The organism is Conyzicola nivalis (assembly GCF_040548875.1).
GTDB lineage: Bacteria > Actinomycetota > Actinomycetes > Actinomycetales > Microbacteriaceae > Conyzicola > Conyzicola nivalis_A.
Map to the genome: position 1 here is coordinate 478,104 of NZ_JBEPSJ010000002.1, position 21,136 is coordinate 499,239.

Genomic DNA, 21,136 nt, shown 5'->3' on the forward strand with positions numbered 1-21,136 from the left:
GTGCCAAATGCAGGAGAATTCGCGCCGAGTCACAGGTTGGCGCGGATGCGGGGGTCCTTCGACCGGGATCTCCTTCATTCGGCAGCACAGGCCGAGGACGGAAAACGCGCGCCCGCGCGCTAGAAGCGCTCCCAGTCGAAGCGGTTGGCCCAGGCGTGACGGTAGTAGTCGGCGTGCTCGAGGTCTGCGGCCGCCGCCTCGTCGACGATCACGGTGACCTTCGGGTGCAGCTGCACCACCGAGCCGGGCGTCGACGCGGAGACGGGGCCCTCGAGGGCGGAGGCCACTGCCGCCGCCTTCCCCGATCCGAAGGCGAGCAGCACTAGGTGCCTGGCGCGCAGAATGGTGCCGAGCCCCTGCGTGATGCAGTGCGTCGGCACGTCGTCGATCGACGGGAAGAATCGCGAGTTGTCGATGCGGGTCTGCTCGGCGAGGGTCTTCACCCGGGTGAGCGAGGCGAGCGAGGAGCCGGGCTCGTTGAACCCGATGTGGCCGGTGCGTCCGATGCCGAGGATCTGCAGGTCGACGCCGCCTGCCGCGATGATGTCGTTCTCGTAGCGGGCTCCCGCCCCGGAGAGCGCGCCGCCGCCGTCGCCCGGCACCCGGACCAGCGCCGGGGTCAGTCCGAGCGGTTCGGCCACCTCCCGCGCGATCACGGCGCGGTAGCTCTCGGGATGCCCCTCGGGCAGCCCGACGTACTCGTCGAGCGCGAAGCCGCGCACGCGCGACAGGTCGAGCGCCTGAGCGGCGAGCGCCCGCCACGTCGTCAACGGCGTCGAGCCGGTGGCGAGCCCGAGCACGGCGTCGGGCGTCGTCGCGACGAGGGCTGCGATGGCCCGCGCCGCGAGCTCGCCGGCCTCCGCGGCCGAGGGGAGGATGACTACTTCGGCCACGCCATGCCTCCCAGGTACGCGGCGCCGAGCGCGGCGACGGGCGCTCCATCGGGCAGGATGCGGATGCGCTCGGCGAGTCCGAGAGAGTCGATGAACGGCGACTGCGCGCTCCAGGCGGCGAAGATCTCGTTGACCCCGCCCATCACGCGGTCGCCGAGGCTGCTGATGCCGCCGCCGATGACCACGAGGTCGACGTCGACGGTGAGCACGAGGATGCGCACCGATCCGGCGACCCCCTCGTAGAGCCGGCGGCGGATCGCGATCGCCTCTGCGTCGCCGTCGTCGGCGGCGTCGAGCACCGCGCTCACGGCGTTGCCGTTGCCGCGCCCCCACTGCCGGGCGATGCCGGATCCGGACGCGATGACCTCGAGCCCGCCGTGCTGGCCGTCGAGGTCGATCGGTCCGGCAGGGTCGACGAGGATGTGCCCGATCTCGCCCGCGCCGCCGCGGGCACCGCGCCACAGCTCGCCGTGCAGCACGAGCCCGGCGGCGAGTCCGGTGCCGAGGTTCAGATACGACATGGATGCCGTCGCCGGCTGCTCGAAGAGATGGAACGCTCCGAGGGCGGCCGCGTTGACGTCGTTCTCCACCCGCACGGGTGCGCCGAGCCGGGCGGCGAGGTCGGCTCCGAGGTCGAGCTGTTCGAGCCCGAGGTTGATGGCGTGCGAGACCCGACCGGTCGCCGCGTCGACGGCGCCGGGGATGCCGACTCCGATCGTGGAGAAGTCGCCCGCGTCCGTGCCGGTCGCGGCGGTGAGCCCGCGCACCGCGTCGACGGTGGACTCGACGACGGCGTGCGCCCCGAATCCGGTCGGGATGCGCAGCCGCTCGAGCACCCGCCCGTCGTCTGCGATGGCCACCGCCTCGGTCTTCGTGCCGCCGATGTCGACGCCCATCCTCATGGTGTCTTCCCTTCGAGCCAGGCGGCGAGCGCCTCGCTGACGTGCCGTGATGCTCCGAATGTCGCGACATCCGCGTACCGCCGGCCCGTGTCGGGCCAGCCCATGTCGACGACGACGGTGCCCGCGTGGGCGCGCCGCGCGTCGTCGATGAGCGACCGCACCCACGCGTGCCTGTGGTTGTTCTTGCCGACGATCACGAGCTGTCCGCGCACCTCGGGCAGAGGGTCGCCCTCGGCGAGGCGGGCGTCGACGGACGGCCCCCACGGCGAGTCGCCGACGGCGATGTTCGCGGCGGTGTCGATCGCGACGACGGTGCGCTCGGACGACACGGAGACGCCGGGGGCGAGCGCGAAGGCGGCGATCGAGCGATCGAGCGGGAAGCGCGGGTCGGCGGGCTGTGCGGCGGGCGCGACCGCCAGCCGGAGGGCGAGCGCGATGTTGCGGGCGGCTGCGTCGGCGAGCCGGGCGCCGTCTAGCCTGCCGTCGGCGACCGCGGCGTCGAGCGCGCTCTCGATGTCGGCGAGCTGCGCGTCGGTGTTCTCCGTGCCGATGCAGAGCAGGTCGCAGCCTGCGGCGATGGCGCGCACCGCAGCCTCCGGGATACCGATCTCGCCGCTCGCGCCCACCATGTCGAGGGCGTCGCTCACGATGACGCCGTCGAAGCCGAGGTCGCGGCGCAGCAGGTCGTCGAGGATCCGCCGCGAGAAGGTCGCCGGGTTGTCGGCGTCGAGCTGCGGCAGCAGGATGTGCGAGCTCATGACCGTGCTGGCGCCGGCGGCGACGGATGCCTCGAAGGGCAGCAGCTCCCGCGCCCGCAGTGCGGCGAGCGGCAGGTCGACCACGGGCAGCGCGAGGTGCGAGTCCTGCGCGGTGTCGCCGTGCCCGGGAAAATGCTTCGCGCTGACCGCCACGCCGGTCGCCTCGTGGGCGGCGACCCAGGCCGCGCTGTGCGCGGCGACGAGACCGGGGTCGGCGCCGAAGCTGCGGATGCCGATGACGGGGTTGTCGGCGTTGGAGTTGATGTCGACGTCGGGCGCGAAGTTGAGGTTCACGCCGACGGCGCGCAGCTCGTGCCCCACCGCGGTGGCGACGCTCGCGGTGTAGTCCAGGTCGTCGATGCGGCCGAGCAGCGCGTTGCCGGGAAACGGCGAACCGGTGGCCTGATAGAGGCGGGAGACGTCGCCGCCCTCCTCGTCGATCGCGATGAGGGCGTTCGGGTTGGCGGCGGTGATCGCCGCGGTGAGCGCCCGCAGCTGCTCGCGGTCGACGACGTTGTCGCCGAACAGGCACACGCCGGCGAGCCCGTCGCGCAGTCGCGCCTCGAGCCAGCCCGGCAGGGTGGTGCCGACGAACCCGGGCAGGAGTACTTGCGAGGCCCGGGTCATCCCTTCACCGCCCCGCTGACGAGACCGGAGGTGAGGCGTCCCTGCACGAGCAGGAAGAACACGATCACCGGCACCGCGACGAGCGTCGAGGCGGCCATGACCTGGCCCCAGTCGGTCTCGCGGGTGGCGCTCGCCTGCACGAATCCGCGCAGCCACAGCGGCAGGGTCTGCGCCGCCTCGGAGGGCAGCAGAACGAGGGCCACCGTGAACTCGTTCCAGGCCTGGAGGAACGCATAGACGCCGGATGCCACGAGCCCGGGTGCGAGCAACGGGAAGGTGATGCGCATAAAGGCCCCGAATCGGCTGAGGCCGTCGACCATGGCGGCCTCTTCGAGGTCGGCCGGCACTCCCGCGACGAATCCCCGAAGCATCCAGATCGTGAACGGCACGACGGCGGCGATATAGATGACGCTCACCCCGATCACCGAGTCGAGCAGATTCACGCTGGCGACCATCTTGTACTGCGCGATGAAGAGACCCTCGGCGGGCAGCATCTGCACGACGAGCACCGCGATGATGAAGCTCTTCCTCCCGCGGAACCGGAAGCGGCTGATCGCGACCGCGCCGAGGAAGGCGAAGATGATGCAGAAGAACACGGCGATGAGGGTGATCGAGACGCTCATGCCGAGCGCGGAGTAGAACTCCCCGTCGGCGAGCGCTTCGGCGAAGTTGTTGAGCGAGCCGCCGAACGGCACGAACGTGGGGATGAACGACTGCAGGGTCACGTTGGGCAGCAGCGAGGAGTTCACCATCCAGTAGACGGGGAAGACCCAGACGAGCGCGATGACGATGGAGAGCGCGCCGAGCAGGTTTCGTGCGGTGCGAGCTCTCATTGCTCGTCCTCCTTGAGCAGGCTGCGGATGTAGAACCAGCTGAGCGCGATGGTGATGGCGAGCACGAGGATCGACACGGCCGATGCCATGCCGAAGTCCTGCGACTTGGTTCCGAGCTTGTAGATGTACGTGCCCAGCAGGTCGAAGTCGCTCGACTTCGAGCCTGCGTCCTGCAGCATGGTGATCTGCGTGAACACCCGCAGGTCCCAGATGATCTGCAGCAGGAACACGATCGCGATGACCGGCTTGATCATGGGGAGGATGATGCCGAAGAACCGCTGCCGCGCCGTGGCGCCGTCGAGCTGTGCGGCCTCGAGCACCTCCTCCGACACCTGGGTCAGCCCCGCGAAGCTGGAGAAGGCGACGAACGGCACCGACATCCAGATCACGATGATGCTCGCGACGATGAAGAACGTCGTCGGGCTCTCGAGCCAGTTGTACCGGTTCATGTCGACGCCGGGGATCATGTCGAGCAGGTAGTTCACGGCGCCGCGACGGCGGTCGAAGAGCCAGATCCACACGGTCATGGCGGCGACGACCGGCATCGACCAGGCCAGCAGCAGGCTGATCTGCAGGATGATGCGGGGGGCACGGCCCACGGCGTTCATCAGCAGCGCCAGCAGCACGCCCACCGCAAGGGTGATGACCGCGGTGACGAGGCAGAACGCGATCGATCTGCCGACGACCGCCCACAGCTGCGGGTTGGCGGCCAGCTCGAGGTAGTTCTCGAAGAAGACGAACGGCGCGGGCTTGCCGAACTGCTGCTGCAGCCCGTACTCCTGCATGGAGGTGATGACCTGCCAGATGAGCGGATACCCCATGCCGATGAGGAGGATGCCGACGGCCGGGATGAGGAGCAGGTACGGGACGCGGTTCTTGCGTCTGCGGTCGACGAGTGCGGTCATGGCTTCCTCCTTTCGGGGTGGTGGGTGGGCGCGGTCCCTGAGCCTGTCGAAGGGCAGGGTGGTCCGGTCGGGCCCTTCAACCCTTCGACAAGCTCAGGGACCGAAGGGACCGACCGGACGTGGTGGAGATGGCTAGCCGTTGATCAGATCGTCGATCTTGGCGTCGTACTCCTTGGCGAGGGCGGGGATGTCGCCGCCGCCGTTGACCTTGCCGAAGAACTCCTCGAGCAGTCCGGATCCCTCGACCGCTGCCCAGCCGGGAGCGGCGGGGGTCAGCTTCGACTCGGCAGCCGACTCGATGAGAGCCGTCGCGAACTGGTCGTCGCCGAGCGACGAGGCGTAGTCGAGGTTGGCCGGTCCGAGGCCGTTCTCACCGAGCAGGTTCTGGTACTCCTCGGAGAAGATGATCTTCATCAGCTCTTTCGAGGCGTCCTGGTTCTTGCTCGCGGCCGAGATGGCGATGTTCGATCCGCCGGCGAACACGGGTGCGACCCCGCCGTCGATGCCCGGCAGCACGAAGGTGCCGAAGACCGCGTCGTTCCACGTGGCGACGGTCTTGGTGGGGTCCTCCGGGTCGGGCGCGAGGTCGCCGATCGACCAGTGCGCCCAGCCGGGTGCGATGATCGTGGCCGCCTCGGGGGCGCCCGTCGTCTCGTTGTTGTTGATGTTCACCCACGGCGTGCTGTCGGCCTCGGTGACCGGAGCGAGCGACGCTTCGGCGAACAGGGTCTGCAGCTGCGTGAGCCCCTCGATCGTGTTCTCCTCAGACAGGGTCGACTTCCAGCTGTCGCCGTCCTTCTCCGCGAGCTCGCCGCCGTTGGCGAAGACCCAGGAGAGGCCGTTGCGCCAGTCTTCTCCGCCGATGTAGAAGCCGCTCTGGCTGTCGGTCTTGAGCTTCGCCGCCGCGTCGTTGAACTCGGCGAGGGTGGTCGGAACCGTGATGCCGGCCTTCTCCCACACGTCCTTGCGGTAGAACATGTAGCGCGAGCCGAAGTAGTACGGCAGCGCGTACTCGGCGCCGTCGACCGATCCGACCTCGACGAACGAGGGAAGCAGCTTGTCGCCGCCGAGCTCGTCGTACATGTCGCTCAGGTCGGTGAACGCTCCCGCGTTGGTGAACGTGGGCGCCCACGTGTTGCCGATCTCCACGACATCGGGGGTATTCTCGGCATCAGGCAGTGCGGTGGTCAGTTTTGCGAGAGCATCCGTCCACGACTGCTCCTCGATGGTAAGGGTGCCCCCGGTCGCGTCTGCGAACTCTGTCTTAAGGTAGTCGCGCAGCTCGTCCGGGGTGTCACCCCCGTTCAGCCACAGGGTGATGTCGTCCCCGCCGCCCTCGGCGGGAGCGTCGTTCGACGAACACCCCGCCAGGATAAGAGCTGCAGCGGTGGCTGCTGCGACCGCTACGATTCTTCTTTTCATGTCGTACTCCCTTTTAAGTGGTGCTGTGGTGGTGAGTGCAGTGCCCGGCTCTACGAGACTCCGAGCTGCCCGGAGAGCACCATGACGGCCGCGCCGCGCATGACGATGTCCTCTCCGAGGGTTGTCATCCGCAACGACAGATCGCCGTGGAACTCGGCCATCGTCCGCGCGCGGAGTGTCTCGATGACCGCTTCGGCGAGCGGTCCATCAAGCAGTTCGGTCGGGCCGCTCAGTACGACCTCGGCGAGGTCGAGCGCACCGACCACGGGGGCGAGGGCGATGCCGAGGCGTTGCCCCGCTTCCCGAAGAATCGTGTTCTTCTGTTCGGATGATTCGGCCGACGCGATCGCCGCGTCGAGCCTCGGCGTAGCCAGCCAGGTCTCGAGGCAGCCGTGCTTTCCGCAGACGCAGGCAGCTCCCCCGTCGGTGCCGACCACGACATGACCGATCTCGCCGGCCGCCGAGCGCCCGCCGAAGAACGGGGAGCCGTCGAGCAGCAGGCCCGCGCCCACACCGTGACCGACCTTGATGAGGATCATGTCGCTGTCCGCCCCGCCGAAGCTGTGCTCGGCGAGCGCCGCCGCGTTGGCGTCGTTGATCACGAGAACGGGCAGACCGAACTGCTCGGCGAGGGTCGCCTGCAGCGGCTCGCCCGTCCAGCCGAGGTTCGGCGCCGTGAGCACCACCCCATCGCGGTCGACGATGCCGGGCGACCCGACGCCGACGCCGAGTATCGGAAGGGTGGCCGCCGAGACGAGCGACTGCACCAGGGCGGCGACCTTTGCCGTGGCATCCGCCCCCCTGCTCGACTCGAGCGGTACCTCGACGCGGGAGATCACGCGGCCGCGGAGGTCGAGCACCGCCCCCCGGAAGATCGCGTACTCGCTGAGGTCGATGCCGATGATCTGGAAGGCGAGGGCGTTCAGCTCGAGCAGCGTGGCCGGCTTGCCGGGGCGGGCGTCTTCGCGCTGACCCATCTCCACGACGAGGCCCTCGACGATCAGCTCGGCGACGAGGTCGGAGACCGTGACGCGGGTGAGACCGGTCTCGCGGGCGATGTCGGCGCGGCTCTGCTGGCCGGCGCGGTAGAGCGTCTGGAGCACGAGCGAGCGGTTGTGACCGCGGGCGTGCTCGGGGAGGACCTTGCTGCTCGGACGCAGGGCGCGACCGCTCGGGAAACCGTGCGTGCGTGCTACCGCGAACGGCGACTTCTGCGTCGTCATCTGTTCGTCACGTCTCCTTTGCCGAATGATTGATTGTTAGTGAACCTTACGAACTAGGTTCGCGCAACACTTTTCGACAAATTCGTTAGGACTATTTACAAATGTGTTACACGCGGAAACCGCGCAGAATTGTGAGCCGCTTTCGGCACGACGAGCCGCTTCCGGCGAAGAGCCGACCCATGCGACGAGTTCCGGGCGGATGAGCCCCGCCGCGGCGGAGTCATCTGACCGGAAGCGGCTCGCGTGCCGCGGGCCGTGTTGCCCTTAACGGGACCCGCCCCGGCGGGTGGTGCGCACTGGGAAGCGCTCCAACCGCCGGGGCGGGGGTCTGTTCGCTCGCGCGCCCCTAGAAGACGACCCAGACTACGGCCGAGGAACTGCGCGAACCGGTGACGGAGTCGCCGCCGCCGTAGCTCGCCTTCACCGTGTAGACGCCCGCCGTGAGCTTCGGCAGCGTGTAGCTCACCCTGCCGTCGCTGTCTGCGGTGAGCGGCACCTCGACGGACTTGCCGTTGACGCTCACCGACACCGTGCCGACGAGCGGCTCGGGCGAGGCGCTCTTCACGGTGACGGTGGCCTTGACCTGCTGCCAGCTGAACGCGATGTGGCGGTTCAGCGAGAGGGTCGTCGTCGAGGCGAACGGCACGGCGACGCCGGCGCTCGAGGCCGTGGCGGGCGGGAGGCCCTCCGCGGTCGCGGTCACCACGACGGTGAGCACCTTGCCCTGGTCGGCCGCCTTGACGGTGTACCTGGCCTTCGTGGCGCCGGCGATGTCGACTCCGTCGGCCTGCCACTGGAAAGCGAACGCGAGGCCCTCCGTGTCCCACTCGCCGGGTGTGGCCGTGAGCTTCTTGCCGGGCTCGGGGGTTCCGCTGATCGTCGGCGGGCTCAGGTTGACCGGGGCGTCGGGCGCCGGCGCCTCGCCCGTGGCCACCTGGACGGCGGTCGTGACCCCTGTCTCGCCGTAGGTGACGAGTCCGAGGTAGGTGGACTGCGGCGCCAGGTCGGCCCACGAGGCGGTGTAGGTGGCCGGCACCCCCTGCACGCCCGGCAGAACCGGCGGGGTGAGGGTGAGCGGGCTGCCTCCCGGCAGCACACTCGTCACCGTGGCATCCCACGCCGTCGACGGGTTAGCGGCGAACACGTCGACGATGACCCGGTAGGTCGCCGCCTCGGGTGCCACTATGTCGACGCGCTCGTCGGCGGAGCCGGTGGCCGACTGCCAGCCGACGACGGGCTCCCCCGCCGCGTTCAGCCGGTACACGATGAGATCGAGATCGGCGAGGTCGTCGACCGCGTCGAGGTCGAAGCGCGCGAACTCGGCGCCCTCCGGCACCGCGATCTCGTAGACCGCCTGGTCGCCGCGCACGCCGGAGCCGGAGTGCACGGCCTCGGTACCGGTCGGGTCGGGCAGCAGCGCCCCCAGGCTGAGGCCGGTGGTCGCGAGCGGGATATCGCCGGTGCCGCCGGGGGTGACGGTGACGTCGACGGACCCGGTGACTCCCGTGCCCTCGACGTCGGACGGCGCGACGAGCGTCGCGGGCCGCACGGCGATCGGGCTGCGCACCGTCGTGTCACCCGAGGTCCAGACGAGCGAGCCCGACGTGAACACGTCGAGCGGCGCGTCCGTTCTCGACAGCGTCACCGTGAACTTCTTCTTCTCGCCGGCGGCCCCGAAGCTGAGCACGGCCGGTTCGACGGTCGCGGTGATCCCGGCGAGTCCCTCGATCGACGCCGTGAACTCGCCGGCCTGCGTCGAGGTGACCTCCCTGGTGATCGTCTCGGGCGCCGTGAGGGTTCCGATCGCGATCGACGCGAGGTTGAGATTGCTCGGATCGACGGGTTCCACGCCGAAGTCGTAGCCGATCGCCTGCAGGTAGGCGGCCCAGTCGGCTGGACCGTTGAGGTACAGCAGGCCCGGCTCGAAGTACTTCGTCGGGTCGACGTGACCGGCGCCCTGCGCGAACGGGTCGGTGATGGTCGCACCCTCGCCGTCGACCGTGTTGTAGGCCGTCGTCATCATGGCCGACTTGATCTCGGCCGGGGTCGCGTTCGGGCGCTCACCGAGGTACAGCGCCGCCGCTCCCGCGATGTGCGGACTCGACATCGACGTTCCGCTGAGGAACTCGAACGTGGGGGTCTCGCCCTCGCGGTTCGGTCCAGCGGCGAGGATCGCGACGCCGGGCGCCGTGATGTCCGGCTTGAGGATGTCGCTGCCGTCGGCGAGCACCGGGCCGCGCGACGAGAAGCCGGCGAGCGCCGGTGTCGGCGGCTCGTAGCTGGTCCAGTTGCCGTCGGTGAGCGTCACCGTGGCGCCGGGGGTCGCCGCGTAGGCGACGATCGGGGCGCGGAATCGGGCGTCGACGTGCACCGTGGGGATCGAGTGCGCGTCGGGGTCGATCGAACTCGGTGTGGCGTTCGTCAGCACCATGCCGATGCCGCCGACACGGGCGACCTCCGCCGACTTCGCGGTGCGGTCGACGACGCCGCGGTCGCAGACGACGAGCGTCGGCGTGGCGGGCATCAGCGCGGGGTCGAGGCTGCCCGGTGCGCACAGGTTGGCCTGCGCCCCCGCGGCTCCCGCGGCGGCGACAGCCGTGGAGTTCACGAGGCCTCCGGTGACGGGGTCGGTCACGGTGATGGTCGAGCCGACGAAGGCCTGTCCGTCGCCGAGGGTCACGGTTCCGTAGTAGCTGGGGATGGTGCTCGCGGCCACCGTGGTGATCCAGGGCGACGCGTTGTCGAGGGTGGATGAACCGGGGCCCGAGTTTCCGGCGCTGGCCGCGACGAAGATGCCGGCCGCCGCCGCGCCGAGGAAGGCGTCGTCGGTGGGCGAGTAGGTGGTCTCGGCCGCGCCGCCGCCGATGGAGAAGTTGAGCACGTCGACGCCGTCGAGCACAGCCTGGTTGATCGCGGCGAGCATGTCGGTCGTGGTGCAGCCGTCGTCGGTGGTGACGCCGGCGTCCGGTCCCGACCAGCACACCTTGTAGGCCGCGATCTTCGCGGCGGGGGCGACGCCGGAGACGACACCGAAGTCGCGTCCGAGAACGTCGGCCTCCGTGCCGAAGTTGCCCACCGCGGTGCTGCCGGTGTGCGAGCCGTGGCCGTCGCCGTCACGCGGGGAGACGAACTCGCCCGTGCCGGTCGACGCGTCGCCGAGGTTCGCCTCGCCGAAGCCCTTCACGAAGTAGCGCGCCCCGACGATCTTGGTGCTGCAGTCGTCGACGCCGAACTGCACACCGGTCTGGCAGGTGCCGGTGAACGTGTCGCCGTCGCCCTTCACATAGGCGATGGTGTCTGCGTCGGTGAGGTAGGGCTCCGCGCCGGCCGTCGTGCCGAGCGGTTCTCCGGCGAAGGCGGGGTTCTCCGGCGCGATGCCGGTGTCGAGGATGCCGACGACGACGCCGGCTCCGGCCTCCTCCGGCCCGCCGACCGACGACCACACGCCCGTCTCGCCCGAGAGACCGAGGAAGTCGGTCGAGGGCGTCGCGGTGATGTGCTTGAGCTCGTCCGGGGTGATCGCGACCACGTCGCGGCTCGAGGCGAGCTTCGCCGCCTGCTCGCCGCTGAGGTTCGCACTGAAGCCGTTCAGCGCCATCGTGTACGACACGTCGATGTCGGCGCCGACCGAGGCCGCGACATCCTGCTGCTTCGACGCGAGGTAGTCGCTGTAGCTCTGCGCCGGGGCCTTGCGTGCGTTGAGCTGGTCGCCCGTGTCGGGGGTCGTCGCCGGGTAGCCGGTGATCCCGCCGTCGTAGGTGGCCACCGCGCTGTCGGCGAGGGTGACGATGTAGCGCCCCGGATCGAAGCTGGTCTGTCCCGACCCTCCCGGGGCGACGGGAGCCGCGCTGGCTGCCGACGCCGAGCCGACGGCCACGGCCGTGGCGAGCAGCCCGGCGGTGGCGATCGTGGCGAGAATTCTGCGGACGGGAGAATAGGCCGATGGGCCGCCGGACGGTTTGCTCACAGGTGAGTTCCTTCTTTTTTCAAGAGTGGACACATATGAGGCAGTCGGGCCTGCGCACTCGCTCACCCTAACCCGGGAACCGCCCCCCGAACAGGGGTGGAGCGAGAACTTTGTGTTTCCATCACCTGTAAATGCGCTGGCTGTTCGACTCTCGTATAGCGAACTGCCGAACTCGCGTTGGATACTTCAAGCGACAACTGATTCGCCTGTCACCGATCCGGAAAGCGACACCATGAAGACGCAACACGCAAAGTACCCGCTCGCCATCCTCACCGGGCTGACAATCGTCGGGGCTCTCGCCGGTTGCGCGACAGACGCGGCCGGTGGCGGAACGACGCCGAGCAGCCCGAGCACCGACAGCGGCACCGAGACCGGCACCGACGAGGCCGCGACCGGCAGCTACACCGACGGCGAGTACACCGAGAGCGCCGACTACCAGTCGCCGAACGGCACCGAGGAGGTCACCGTCACGGTGTCCCTCGCCGACGGAGTCATCACCGCCGTCGAGGTCGTGGGCGACGGCGACAACCCGAACTCGAAGCGTTATCAGGGCGAGTTCGCCGACGGTATCGGCGACGTCGTCGTCGGCAAGAACATCGACGAGATCTCCGTCGACAAGGTCGCCGGCTCGTCGCTCACGAGCGCCGGCTTCAACGACGCGATCGACGCGATCAAGGCCGACGCTGCCAGCTAGCCACCGCTTCGACGCCATCGGAACGGCGTGGCAGATCGACACCGTCGAGCCGCTGCCGTCCGATGTGCGCGAGGCCATCGCCGCCCGCGTCGAGGCTTTCGACCGCACCTACTCGCGCTTCCGCGACGACTCGCTCGTCACGCGCATCGCGAGCACCGCAGGCACCTTCGCCTTTCCCGACGACGCCGCCGAGCTCTTCGAGCTGTATCGACGGCTGTACGAGGCGACGGATGGCGCGGTGACACCCCTCGTCGGGCGCACTCTCGAGAGCCTGGGGTACGACCGCGGTTACAGTCTGCAGCGGTCGGCGGTGACCGCGCCGGTGCCCCGCTGGGAGGACTCGCTCGCCTGGGACGGCCACGAGCTGCAGACCGTGCGCCCCCTCGTGCTCGATGTCGGAGCGGCCGGGAAGGGCTACCTCGTCGACATCGTCGGCCGGCTGCTCGACGCGGCGGGCATCGACACGTTCGTGATCGACGCGAGCGGCGACATCCTGCACCGCGGCGGCACGGCCATCCGCGTGGGTCTCGAGCACCCGCTCGACGCGACCCGCGCGATCGGGGTTGTCGGCCTCGCGGGCGCGTCCCTCTGCGCGTCGGCGTCGAACCGCCGCGCGTGGGGAGACGGCCTGCACCACATCATCGACCCGACGACCGGGCTCCCCACCGAGCGGGTCGTCGCCGCGTGGGCCATCGCCCCGACCGCCCTCGTCGCCGACGGACTCGCCACCGCGCTGTTCCTGGCGGAGCCGGCGAGGCTCGCCGAGTTCTTCGAGTTCGACTTCGTACGCATGTTCTCGGACGGGCGCGTGGAGCGCTCGGCCCACCTGAATGGAGAGTTGTTCGTATGAGACGCTGGCTGGATAGAGTCACGGGCTACGTGACCATGTACCGACTCGTGCTGCTCGCACTGGTGGCGGTCGCGGTGGTCGCGGTAGTGCTCTCGGCGCTCGGGCAGCTCGCGTTCCCTGTCGTCGACCTGCTGGCGATGCTCGCGGTCGCCGTGGTCACGAGCTTCGCCTCGAGCTGGCTGTTCGCGCTCGTGTTCCGCACCCGCCCGCACCCGGAGTCGTCGCTCATCACCGGGTTCCTTCTGTTCTTCCTCCTCTACCCGAGCTCCAGCGCGGCCGATCTCGGCAGCGTGGCCCTCGCGGCGACGATCGCGAACGCCTCGAAGTACCTCTTCGCGATCCGAGGGAGGCACATCTTCAACCCCGCCGCGATCGGCGCCCTCGTCGTGTCGCTGCTCGGCCTCAACTTCTCCGTGTGGTGGGTGGCGACGCCCTACCTGCTGCCGCTGACCGCCGTCGGCGCCTTCCTCGTGCTCTACCGCTCACGCCGCCTGCCGGTCGGGCTCACGTTCGTCGCGATCGCCGCGGCGATCGTGATGGTTCGCCTGATGTCGACCGGCACCGACTTCGGCGGCGCGCTGGCCACCACGTTCACGTCGTTCCCGCTCGTCTTCCTCGCCGGATTCATGCTGAGCGAACCGCTGACCCTTCCGCCGCGTCTCTGGCAGCAGCTGGTCGTCGCCGCGGTGGTCGCGGTGCTGTTCGCTGTGCCGTTCACCATCGGCCCGGTGTTCTCGAGCCCGGAGCTGGCCCTGGTGGCCGGCAACCTCGTCGCCTTCGCGTTCGGCCAGCGCCGTGGCATCCGCCTCGCCTATCGCGGAAAACGCGCGCTCACGCCCACATCGTGGGAGCTGTCGTTCGACCCCGTGAGACCGGTGCGCTTCCGGCCCGGGCAGTACCTGGAGTTGACGGTGCCGCACCGGGCAGACTTCCGCGGCAGCCGCCGGATCTTCAGCATCTCCTCGCCACCGACCACGGATGGCCCGCTGACGGTCACGCTGTCCGTTCCCGAGAAGCCGTCCAGTTTCAAGCGCGCGTTCCTGGCGCTCGAGCCGGGCGCCACGGTGCGCGCCACCAGCGTGGGCGGCGACTTCACCCTGCCGGCCGACGCGACGGTGCCCCTCGTGCTCGTCGCTGGCGGCATCGGCATCACGCCGTTCGCGAGCCAGTTGGCGCACGACCATGCCGCGGGAGTGCGCCGCGACGTCGTCGTGGTCTACGCCGTGCGCGACACCGCGGAGCTCGGCTACTCCGACCTGCTCGAGTCGTCGGGTGTGCGCGTCGTGCTCGTCAGCCCGGAACCGCCCCGGCCTATGCCCGCCGGCTGGACATGGGCCGGCAGCGGACGCATCACGGGCGACGTGCTGCGCGACGCGGTCCCCGACCTCGCCTCCCGGCGGGCATACGTGTCGGGCCCGCCGGGGCTCGTCGCCGACATGCGCGTCGCGCTGGCAGGGCTCGGTGTCAAGCGCGTCAAGGCCGACTACTTCAGCGGGTACTAGCCGGGCCGAGGGCGCTGACGGAGCCCCCGTTCGGGGGTAGGTTGGAGAGGCACTCAACTTAGTGCCCATTGAACTTAGGAGAATCTTGGCCACCTCACGTCCCACCATCGCCACCGCACTCGCCGGGTTCGCCCTCGTGGGACTTCTGCTCAGCGGATGCTCCGCGGGCGGATCCGACACCGCCTCGTCGGGCTCCTCGCCCGAACCGAAGTCCGAGTCGTCGAGCCAGACCACCGAGGAGGCCTGCACGGTGCTCAAGGACGGCGTCTCCGGCACCATGGAAGACCTGCAGGGCAGCCTGAGCGAGCTGCAGAGCGACCCCGCAGCGGCCTCGGCCGCCGTCGGCACGCTCGCCGCCGCATTCGAGGACACCGCCGCCGACGTGAAGAACACCGACGTGCGCGCCGTCGCCGACAGCGCCACCGATGCGCTCAACGCGTTCGACATGCAGATCGCCGCCTACGCGGCCGACCCTGCGAGTGTCGACGCCACCGCCGTGCAGGACTCGGCGACCGCCGTTCAGGAGGCCATGACCAAGCTCGGGGCCACCTGCCCGTAGTCCGGTTCAGAACCTGAGGACTCAGACGAGTCCGGCGAGCGCCTGCTCGGCCGAGACGCCCGTACGGGCGGCGAGGGCGAGCAGGCGCTCGTGCTGTGCGGGGGTGAGTGTCGCGGTGACGGCGATGCCGGGAGCGCTCGACCCGGCGGGTTCGAGCGGCTCGTCGTCGAACGAGAACAGCGATGGCGCGGCCTCGGCCGGGGCGTCGTCGACCGGCGTCCACGCGATGACCGGAGCCGCGGCATCCGCGTCGCCCTCACGGGTGAAGCCGGGACCCTCGGGAACCGGACGGCCGCGCATAAACGCCTCGGATGCCGCCCGCGCGCGGGCGTCGGCCGCCTCGTTCAGCGGGTGGTTGGCGTGTCCCTTCACCCATTCGAAGCGGTAGGTGCGGCCGACGAGCGCCGCGTCGATCTCCTTGAGCAGCTCGACGTTCATGACCGGCTTGCCGTCGGCCTTGCGCCAGCCCTTCCTCTTCCAGCCCGGCATCCACTTCGTGATGCAGTTGATGACGTACTGGCTGTCGCAGAGGATGAGCAGATCGTCGTCGAGGTGCTCGGTCGCGCGGAAGAACTGCAGCACCGCCATCAGCTCGCCCTGGTTGTTGGTGGCGTGCTTCCAGCCGCCCGCCGCCCAGCTGGAGTCGTCGACGTACCACGCCCAGCCCGCGGGTCCGGGGTTGCCGAGCGCTGAACCGTCTGCCGCCGCGCGAATCGTCATGTGAGCCTTTCGAAGAACAGAGGGGCAAGAAATCGACCCTCACCGAAGCGGGGAGAGTCGTTTCTTTGCCCCTCAACCCTATGCGGGTGCGAGCAGGCCGAGCGCCTCGACCGCCGCGCGCTCCTCTGCGAGCTCCGCCGTCGACGCGTCGATGCGGGCGCGCGAGAACTCGTCGATCTCGAGGCCCTCGACGATGGTCCACCGGCCGCCGGTCGAGGTGACCGGGAACGAGCTGACCAGGCCGGCCGGCACGCCGTACTCGCCGGTCGAGACGACGCCCGCGCTGGTCCAGTCGTCGACCGGGGTGCCGAGCACCCAGTCGTGCACGTGGTCGACGGCGGCGCTGGCTGCGGATGCCGCGGACGACGATCCCCTCGCGGCGATGATCGCGGCACCGCGGGTGGCGACGGTGGGGATGAAGTCCTGCTCGACCCAGCCGCGGTCGATCTCGAAGGGCTCGCCCTCGATGCGGGCGTGCGACAGGTCGGGGTACTGCGTCGACGAGTGATTGCCCCAGATGGTCAGGCGCGAGATCGCCGAGACCGGCGCTCCGGTCGCGCCGGAGAGCTGGGCGAGGGCCCGGTTGTGGTCGAGTCGGGTCATCGCGGTGAAGCGTTCGGCGGGAACGTCGGGCGCGTGGGCGCTCGCAATCAGCGCGTTGGTATTGGCCGGGTTGCCCACCACGAGAACCCGCACGTCGTCGGCGGCGTTGTCGTTGATCGCCCTGCCCTGCGGTGCGAAGATCGCGCCGTTGGCACTCAGGAGGTCGGCGCGCTCCATTCCGGCGGCGCGGGGTCGGGAGCCGACGAGCAGCGCCACGTTCGCGCCGTCGAAGGCTGCGGCCGCGTCATCCGTTATCTCGATGTCCCGCAGGAGGGGGAACGCGCAGTCGTCGAGTTCCATCGCGACGCCCTCGGCGGCCTCGAGGGCCTGCGGCAGTTCGAGCAGCCGGAGGCTGACGGGCACTTCGGGGCCGAGCATGGCGCCGGAGGCGATGCGGAAGAGCAGGGCGTAGCCGATCTGGCCGGCGGCGCCCGTGACGGTGATGATCATGGTTCGAGCGTACGCCCGCTGGCCGGTTGAGAGAGGCCGCCCACGGCCTGCATCGAAACCGGGATTCCGATGCGGCCGTGGACGGCCTGCTCACTCAGCGTGCGGTGCTACGCCAGGCGCTGCCTATGACAGGCGCAGTGCCAGGTTCTTGTCGAGCGTGTCGAGGAACTCCTCGGTGGTCTCCCACTTCTGGTCCGGTCCGACGAGGGCCGCGAGGTCCTTGGTCATGTGGCCGGCCTCGACGCTCTTGATGACGACGTCTTCGAGCGTGGCCGCGAACTCGGCGAGCGCCGGGTTGTCGTCGAGCTTGGCGCGGTGCGACAGGCCGCGGGTCCACGCGTAGATCGACGCGATCGGGTTCGTCGACGTGGGCTTGCCCGCCTGGTGCTGGCGGTAGTGGCGCGTGACGGTGCCGTGGGCGGCCTCCGCCTCGACGACGGACCCGTCGGGAACCGAGAGCACGCTCGTCATCAGGCCCAGCGAGCCGAAGCCCTGAGCGACGGTGTCGCTCTGCACGTCGCCGTCGTAGTTCTTGCAGGCCCAGACGTAGCCGCCCTCCCACTTCATGGCCGATGCGACCATGTCGTCGATGAGGCGGTGCTCGTAGGTGAGCCCGGCGGCGTCGAACCTGTCCTTGAACTCCGTCTGGAAGATCTCCTCGAAGATGTCCTTGAAGCGACCGTCGTAGGCCTTGAGGATCGTGTTCTTGGTCGACAGGTAGACCGGGTAGTTGCGCGAGAGGCCGTAGTTGAGCGAGGCGCGGGCGAAGTCGATGATCGACTCGTCGAGGTTGTACTGCACCTGTGCGATGCCGTCGCCGGGGGCGTCGTAGACCTCGAACTTGAGCGGCTCGCTGCCGTCTTCGGGAGCGAACTCGACCGTGAGCTTGCCCTTGCCGGCGAAGCGGAAGTCGGTGGCGCGGTACTGGTCGCCGAACGCGTGACGGCCGATGATGATCGGCTTGTTCCAGCCGGGCACGAGACGCGGGATGTTGGAGATGATGATCGGCTCGCGGAAGATGACGCCGCCGAGGATGTTGCGGATCGTGCCGTTCGGGCTCTTCCACATCTTCTTCAGCCCGAACTCCTCGACGCGCGCCTCGTCGGGCGTGATCGTCGCGCACTTGACGCCGACGCCGTGCTTCTGGATGGCGTGGGCAGCGTCGATCGTGACCTGGTCGTCGGTCGCGTCGCGGTGCTCGATGCCGAGGTCGTAGTACTCGAGGTTGATGTCGAGGTACGGGTGGATCAGGGTGTCCTTGATCTTCTGCCAGATGATGCGGGTCATCTCGTCGCCGTCGAGTTCGACGACGGTGCCTTCTACCTTGATCTTGGACAAGCGATTCTCCTCGTTGATGAGCTGGTACAGATGAGCTGGTGCAGCGCGTACCAGCCTACTCGTTCTCCAAACTATCTCGATATCGAGATAGTTCTCAGGCTTTCGGACCGCCGGCCACGTAGAGCACTTGGCCCGACACGAACGACGCCTCCTCGCTGACGAAGAACGCGGCGGCGGCGGCGATGTCGTCGGGCGTTCCCGTGCGGCCGACGGGGATCTCGCTCGCGGCGCCGGCGAGGTAGTCCTCGAAGCTCATGCCGATGCGCTCCGCCGTCTCGCGCAGCATGTCGGTGGCGATGAAGCCGGGGGCGATCGAGTTCACCGTCACGTTGAACCGGCCGAGCTCGATCGCGAGGGTCTTGGTGAACCCCTGGATGCCGGCCTTGGCCGCGGCGTAGTTGGCCTGTCCGCGGTTGCCCAGCGCCGACGTGCTCGACAGGTTGACGATGCGCCCCCACCCCGCCGCGACCTGGTGCGCCTGCACCGCCCGGCTCATAAGGAACGCGCCGCGCAGGTGAACGCCGATCACCGAGTCCCAGTCGTCGTCGCTCATCTTGAAGATCAGGCTGTCGCGCAGGATGCCGGCGTTGTTGACGAGGATGGTCGGCGCGCCGAGGTCGTCGACCACGCGCACCATCGCCGACGCGACGTCGTCGGAGTTCGCCACATCGGCGCCGAGGCCGATGGCCTCGCCCCCCGCCGCGATGATCGCGTCGACCGTGCGCTCGGTGTCGGCGACCCGCAGGTCGACGACAGCGATGCGGTGCCCTGCCTCGGCCAGTCGCAGGGCGATGGCGGCGCCGATCCCGCGCGCTGCCCCGGTGACTATGGCGGTTCGTGGCTCGGTCATCGTGCTCCCTCGTCGAACGTGATTATCTGGCGCACGGCGAGGCCGTCGGCGAGCGCGTCCATCGCGCCGTTGACCTCGTCGAGACGGATGCGCGACGAGACGAGTTTCTCGACGGGCAGCCGGCCCTGCCGCCACAGCTCGGCGTAGCGGGGGATGTCGCGTCCGGGCACCGACGAGCCCAGGTAGCTGCCGACGATCGTGCGCGCCTCGGCGACGAGCTTCAGCGGAGAGACGCTGGAGCGGGCGTCGGGCGCCGGCAGCCCCACGGTCACCGTGGTGCCGCCCGGGGCGGTGAGTTCGAGCGCGGTCTCGAAGGCGCGCGCGTTGCCCGCCGCCTCGATGACGACCGGAGCCCGAACCTCGGCGTCCACAGCCGCGGCGGGGCTGAAGACCCGGGTGGCCCCGAGTTCGAGCGCCCTGGCGAGCTTGTCGGGCACTCCGTCGACGCCGATCACCGGGTGGCCGAGCGCGAGGGCGACGAGCACGGCAGCCATCCCGACTCCCCCGAGTCCGACGACCACGATCGTGTCGCCCGGCGACGGTCTCGCGGCGTTGATCACGGCGCCGCCGCCGGTAAGGACCGCGCAGCCGAGCACCGCGGCGACCTCCGGCGGGATGTCGTCGTCGACGGCGACTACGGAGTGCCGGTTGACCACCGCGTGCGTGGCGAAGGCCGACACTCCGAGGTGGTGGGCGACGGTCTCTCCGCCGCGGTGCAGGCGGGCGCCGCCGCCGAGCAGTTCGCCCGCCCCGTTCGACGCGGTGCCACGCTCGCACGGCAGCCGTCCGTCGGTGGCGCATCCCGCGCAGTCGCCGCATCGCGGCAGGAAGGCCATCACGACACGGGCTCCGAGGTCGAGGTCGGTGACCCCGGGGCCGAGCTCGACGACCCTGCCCGCCGCCTCGTGCCCGAGCAGCATCGGCACGGGCCGCACGCGGTTGCCGTCGACGACGGAGAGGTCGGAATGGCACAGGCCGGCCGCCTCGATCCGCACCAGGATCTCGCCGGCTCCCGGCGCATCCAATTCGAGTTCGCCGACCGTGATCGGCAGGGAGTCGGCGTACGGTCTCGACCGCCCGATCTCCTCGAGAACGGCCCCGGTGATCTTCACGCGCACTCCCCACATCGTCGTTGTTGTGTGTCGCCTCACTCTCTCACGGCAGACGGCGGGCGTAACAAACTCGTGCGATCCCAGTCGAGGCGGGTTAGCCTGTTCGCATGCCTGAGTTGAGACTTGAAGAGTTGTCGGCCAAGACCATCGTGGCCGCAAACGGGCTCACTCTGCGTCCCGGGCAGGAACAGTTCGTCACCCCCACCTCCTATGCGATCGCCGACGCGTACATCGACCCGCTCACGTCGTGGCCCCGCGTCGTGCTCGACGGAGACACCGTCGTCGGCTTCATCCGCGGCAACTTCGACCCCGACAACCCGCAGGAGGAGTTCCGCAGCTGCATCTGGCGCATCAACGTCTCCGCCGACGCGCAGGGGCTCGGAATCGGCAAGTTCGCGGTGCTCGCCCTCGCCGAGGAGGCGCGCACGCGCGGCTTCACCCGGCTCACCGTGATCTGGGAGCCCGGCGAAGACGGCCCGGAGGAGTTCTTCCTCGCGGTCGGCTTCAGGATCGTCGGCGAGACCCAGTACGGCGAACGCATCGGCGCGCTGGACCTCTAGGTGCCGCTGCCGGCAGACGACTTCGTCTCGCGTGTGCTCGAGGTCGTCGAGTCGATCCCGGAGGGTCGCGTGATGACCTACGGCGACGTCGCGGCGGCGATCGGATCCCGTGCGGCGCGAGCCGTGGGAACGGTCATGTCGCACTACGGGTCGGATGTCCCGTGGTGGCGGGTCATCCGCGCGAGCGGGCACCCCGCCGTCGACCACGAGTCGCGTGCCCTCGAGCACTACCGAGCCGAGAACACCCCGGTGAAGTGGGCGAACGGGGTGTTCCGCGTCGACCTGAGGGCGGCGCGGTACACCCCGTGACCCGCGGTCGCTGAGCAGGCTCAGGGACCACCCTTCGACGGGCTCACGGACCACCCTTC

General features: G+C 69.6%; 19 protein-coding genes. 6 read left to right on the forward strand and 13 right to left on the reverse strand.

Features of this window, described 5'->3' with window-relative positions:
- Positions 1 to 119: 119 nt before the first annotated feature.
- From ABIE21_RS10995 to ABIE21_RS11030, 8 genes are all read right to left on the reverse strand, one after another.
- Positions 120 to 893 carry a glucosamine-6-phosphate deaminase gene (locus tag ABIE21_RS10995; RefSeq protein ID WP_354024864.1) on the reverse strand — a complete coding sequence of 258 codons (774 nt, stop codon included), beginning with the start codon at positions 891 to 893 and terminating at the stop codon, positions 120 to 122.
- On the reverse strand, positions 881 to 1,795 hold the full coding sequence (locus ABIE21_RS11000; RefSeq protein ID WP_354024865.1) for an ROK family protein: 915 nt from the start codon (positions 1,793 to 1,795) through the stop codon (positions 881 to 883). Before ABIE21_RS11000 ends, ABIE21_RS10995 begins: the two co-directional genes overlap by 13 nt.
- Positions 1,792 to 3,180: a glycoside hydrolase family 3 protein gene (locus ABIE21_RS11005; RefSeq protein WP_354024866.1), complete on the reverse strand. Its 1,389-nt coding sequence runs from the start codon at positions 3,178 to 3,180 to the stop codon at positions 1,792 to 1,794. Before ABIE21_RS11005 ends, ABIE21_RS11000 begins: the two co-directional genes overlap by 4 nt.
- The gene (locus tag ABIE21_RS11010) at positions 3,177 to 4,013 is read right to left on the reverse strand and encodes a carbohydrate ABC transporter permease (protein WP_354024867.1); all 837 of its coding nucleotides are present in this window, start codon (positions 4,011 to 4,013) and stop codon (positions 3,177 to 3,179) included. The genes ABIE21_RS11005 and ABIE21_RS11010 overlap by 4 nt, the downstream gene beginning before the upstream one ends.
- Entirely contained in the window at positions 4,010 to 4,918 is a 909-nt protein-coding gene (locus ABIE21_RS11015) for a carbohydrate ABC transporter permease (protein WP_354024868.1), read from the reverse strand. The genes ABIE21_RS11010 and ABIE21_RS11015 overlap by 4 nt, the downstream gene beginning before the upstream one ends.
- A 132-nt stretch (positions 4,919 to 5,050) precedes the next feature.
- The gene (locus tag ABIE21_RS11020; protein WP_354024869.1) at positions 5,051 to 6,340 is read right to left on the reverse strand and encodes an extracellular solute-binding protein; all 1,290 of its coding nucleotides are present in this window, start codon (positions 6,338 to 6,340) and stop codon (positions 5,051 to 5,053) included.
- A 50-nt stretch (positions 6,341 to 6,390) separates the two neighbouring features.
- Positions 6,391 to 7,563, reverse strand: a complete 1,173-nt coding sequence (locus tag ABIE21_RS11025) for an ROK family transcriptional regulator (RefSeq protein ID WP_354024870.1) — start codon at positions 7,561 to 7,563, stop codon at positions 6,391 to 6,393.
- Positions 7,564 to 7,909: 346 nt separating this feature from the next.
- Positions 7,910 to 11,530 (reverse strand): S8 family serine peptidase, encoded by a 3,621-nt coding sequence (locus ABIE21_RS11030; protein WP_354024871.1) that lies wholly within the window; start codon positions 11,528 to 11,530, stop codon positions 7,910 to 7,912.
- A 232-nt stretch (positions 11,531 to 11,762) separates the two neighbouring features.
- Between ABIE21_RS11030 and ABIE21_RS11035 the strand changes: the two genes are divergently transcribed.
- The 4 genes from ABIE21_RS11035 (at position 11,763) to ABIE21_RS11050 (ending at position 15,135) form a co-directional block, all read left to right on the forward strand.
- Positions 11,763 to 12,224, forward strand: a complete 462-nt coding sequence (locus ABIE21_RS11035; RefSeq protein ID WP_354024872.1) for an FMN-binding protein — start codon at positions 11,763 to 11,765, stop codon at positions 12,222 to 12,224.
- 16 nt (positions 12,225 to 12,240) lie between these two features.
- Entirely contained in the window at positions 12,241 to 13,074 is an 834-nt protein-coding gene (locus tag ABIE21_RS11040; protein ID WP_354025159.1) for an FAD:protein FMN transferase, read from the forward strand.
- A 35-nt stretch (positions 13,075 to 13,109) separates the two neighbouring features.
- The gene (locus tag ABIE21_RS11045) at positions 13,110 to 14,576 is read left to right on the forward strand and encodes an FAD-dependent oxidoreductase (RefSeq protein WP_354025160.1); all 1,467 of its coding nucleotides are present in this window, start codon (positions 13,110 to 13,112) and stop codon (positions 14,574 to 14,576) included.
- Between the two features lie 85 nt (positions 14,577 to 14,661).
- Complete coding sequence (locus tag ABIE21_RS11050) at positions 14,662 to 15,135, forward strand: hypothetical protein (RefSeq protein ID WP_354024873.1); 474 nt, start codon at positions 14,662 to 14,664, stop codon at positions 15,133 to 15,135.
- Between the two features lie 21 nt (positions 15,136 to 15,156).
- Here the strand turns inward: ABIE21_RS11050 and ABIE21_RS11055 are convergent, their stop codons facing one another.
- The 5 genes from ABIE21_RS11055 to ABIE21_RS11075 form a co-directional block, all read right to left on the reverse strand.
- Entirely contained in the window at positions 15,157 to 15,855 is a 699-nt protein-coding gene (locus ABIE21_RS11055; RefSeq protein WP_354024874.1) for a ribonuclease H family protein, read from the reverse strand.
- A gap of 78 nt (positions 15,856 to 15,933) precedes the next feature.
- Entirely contained in the window at positions 15,934 to 16,908 is a 975-nt protein-coding gene (locus ABIE21_RS11060) for a malate dehydrogenase (RefSeq protein ID WP_354024875.1), read from the reverse strand.
- A 123-nt stretch (positions 16,909 to 17,031) separates the two neighbouring features.
- A complete protein-coding gene (locus ABIE21_RS11065) occupies positions 17,032 to 18,246 on the reverse strand; it encodes an NADP-dependent isocitrate dehydrogenase (RefSeq protein ID WP_354024876.1) in 1,215 nt (404 codons plus the stop codon).
- A 94-nt stretch (positions 18,247 to 18,340) separates the two neighbouring features.
- Complete coding sequence (gene fabG, locus ABIE21_RS11070) at positions 18,341 to 19,096, reverse strand: 3-oxoacyl-ACP reductase FabG (protein ID WP_354024877.1); 756 nt, start codon at positions 19,094 to 19,096, stop codon at positions 18,341 to 18,343.
- Complete coding sequence (locus tag ABIE21_RS11075) at positions 19,093 to 20,208, reverse strand: zinc-binding dehydrogenase (protein ID WP_354025161.1); 1,116 nt, start codon at positions 20,206 to 20,208, stop codon at positions 19,093 to 19,095. The genes fabG and ABIE21_RS11075 overlap by 4 nt, the downstream gene beginning before the upstream one ends.
- Before the next feature lie 107 nt (positions 20,209 to 20,315).
- On the opposite strand from ABIE21_RS11075, the gene ABIE21_RS11080 reads away from it, so the two are divergent.
- Positions 20,316 to 20,768: a GNAT family N-acetyltransferase gene (locus tag ABIE21_RS11080; protein WP_354024878.1), complete on the forward strand. Its 453-nt coding sequence runs from the start codon at positions 20,316 to 20,318 to the stop codon at positions 20,766 to 20,768.
- A gap of 6 nt (positions 20,769 to 20,774) precedes the next feature.
- Positions 20,775 to 21,077, forward strand: a complete 303-nt coding sequence (locus tag ABIE21_RS11085; RefSeq protein WP_354025162.1) for an MGMT family protein — start codon at positions 20,775 to 20,777, stop codon at positions 21,075 to 21,077.
- Positions 21,078 to 21,136 lie beyond the last annotated feature (59 nt).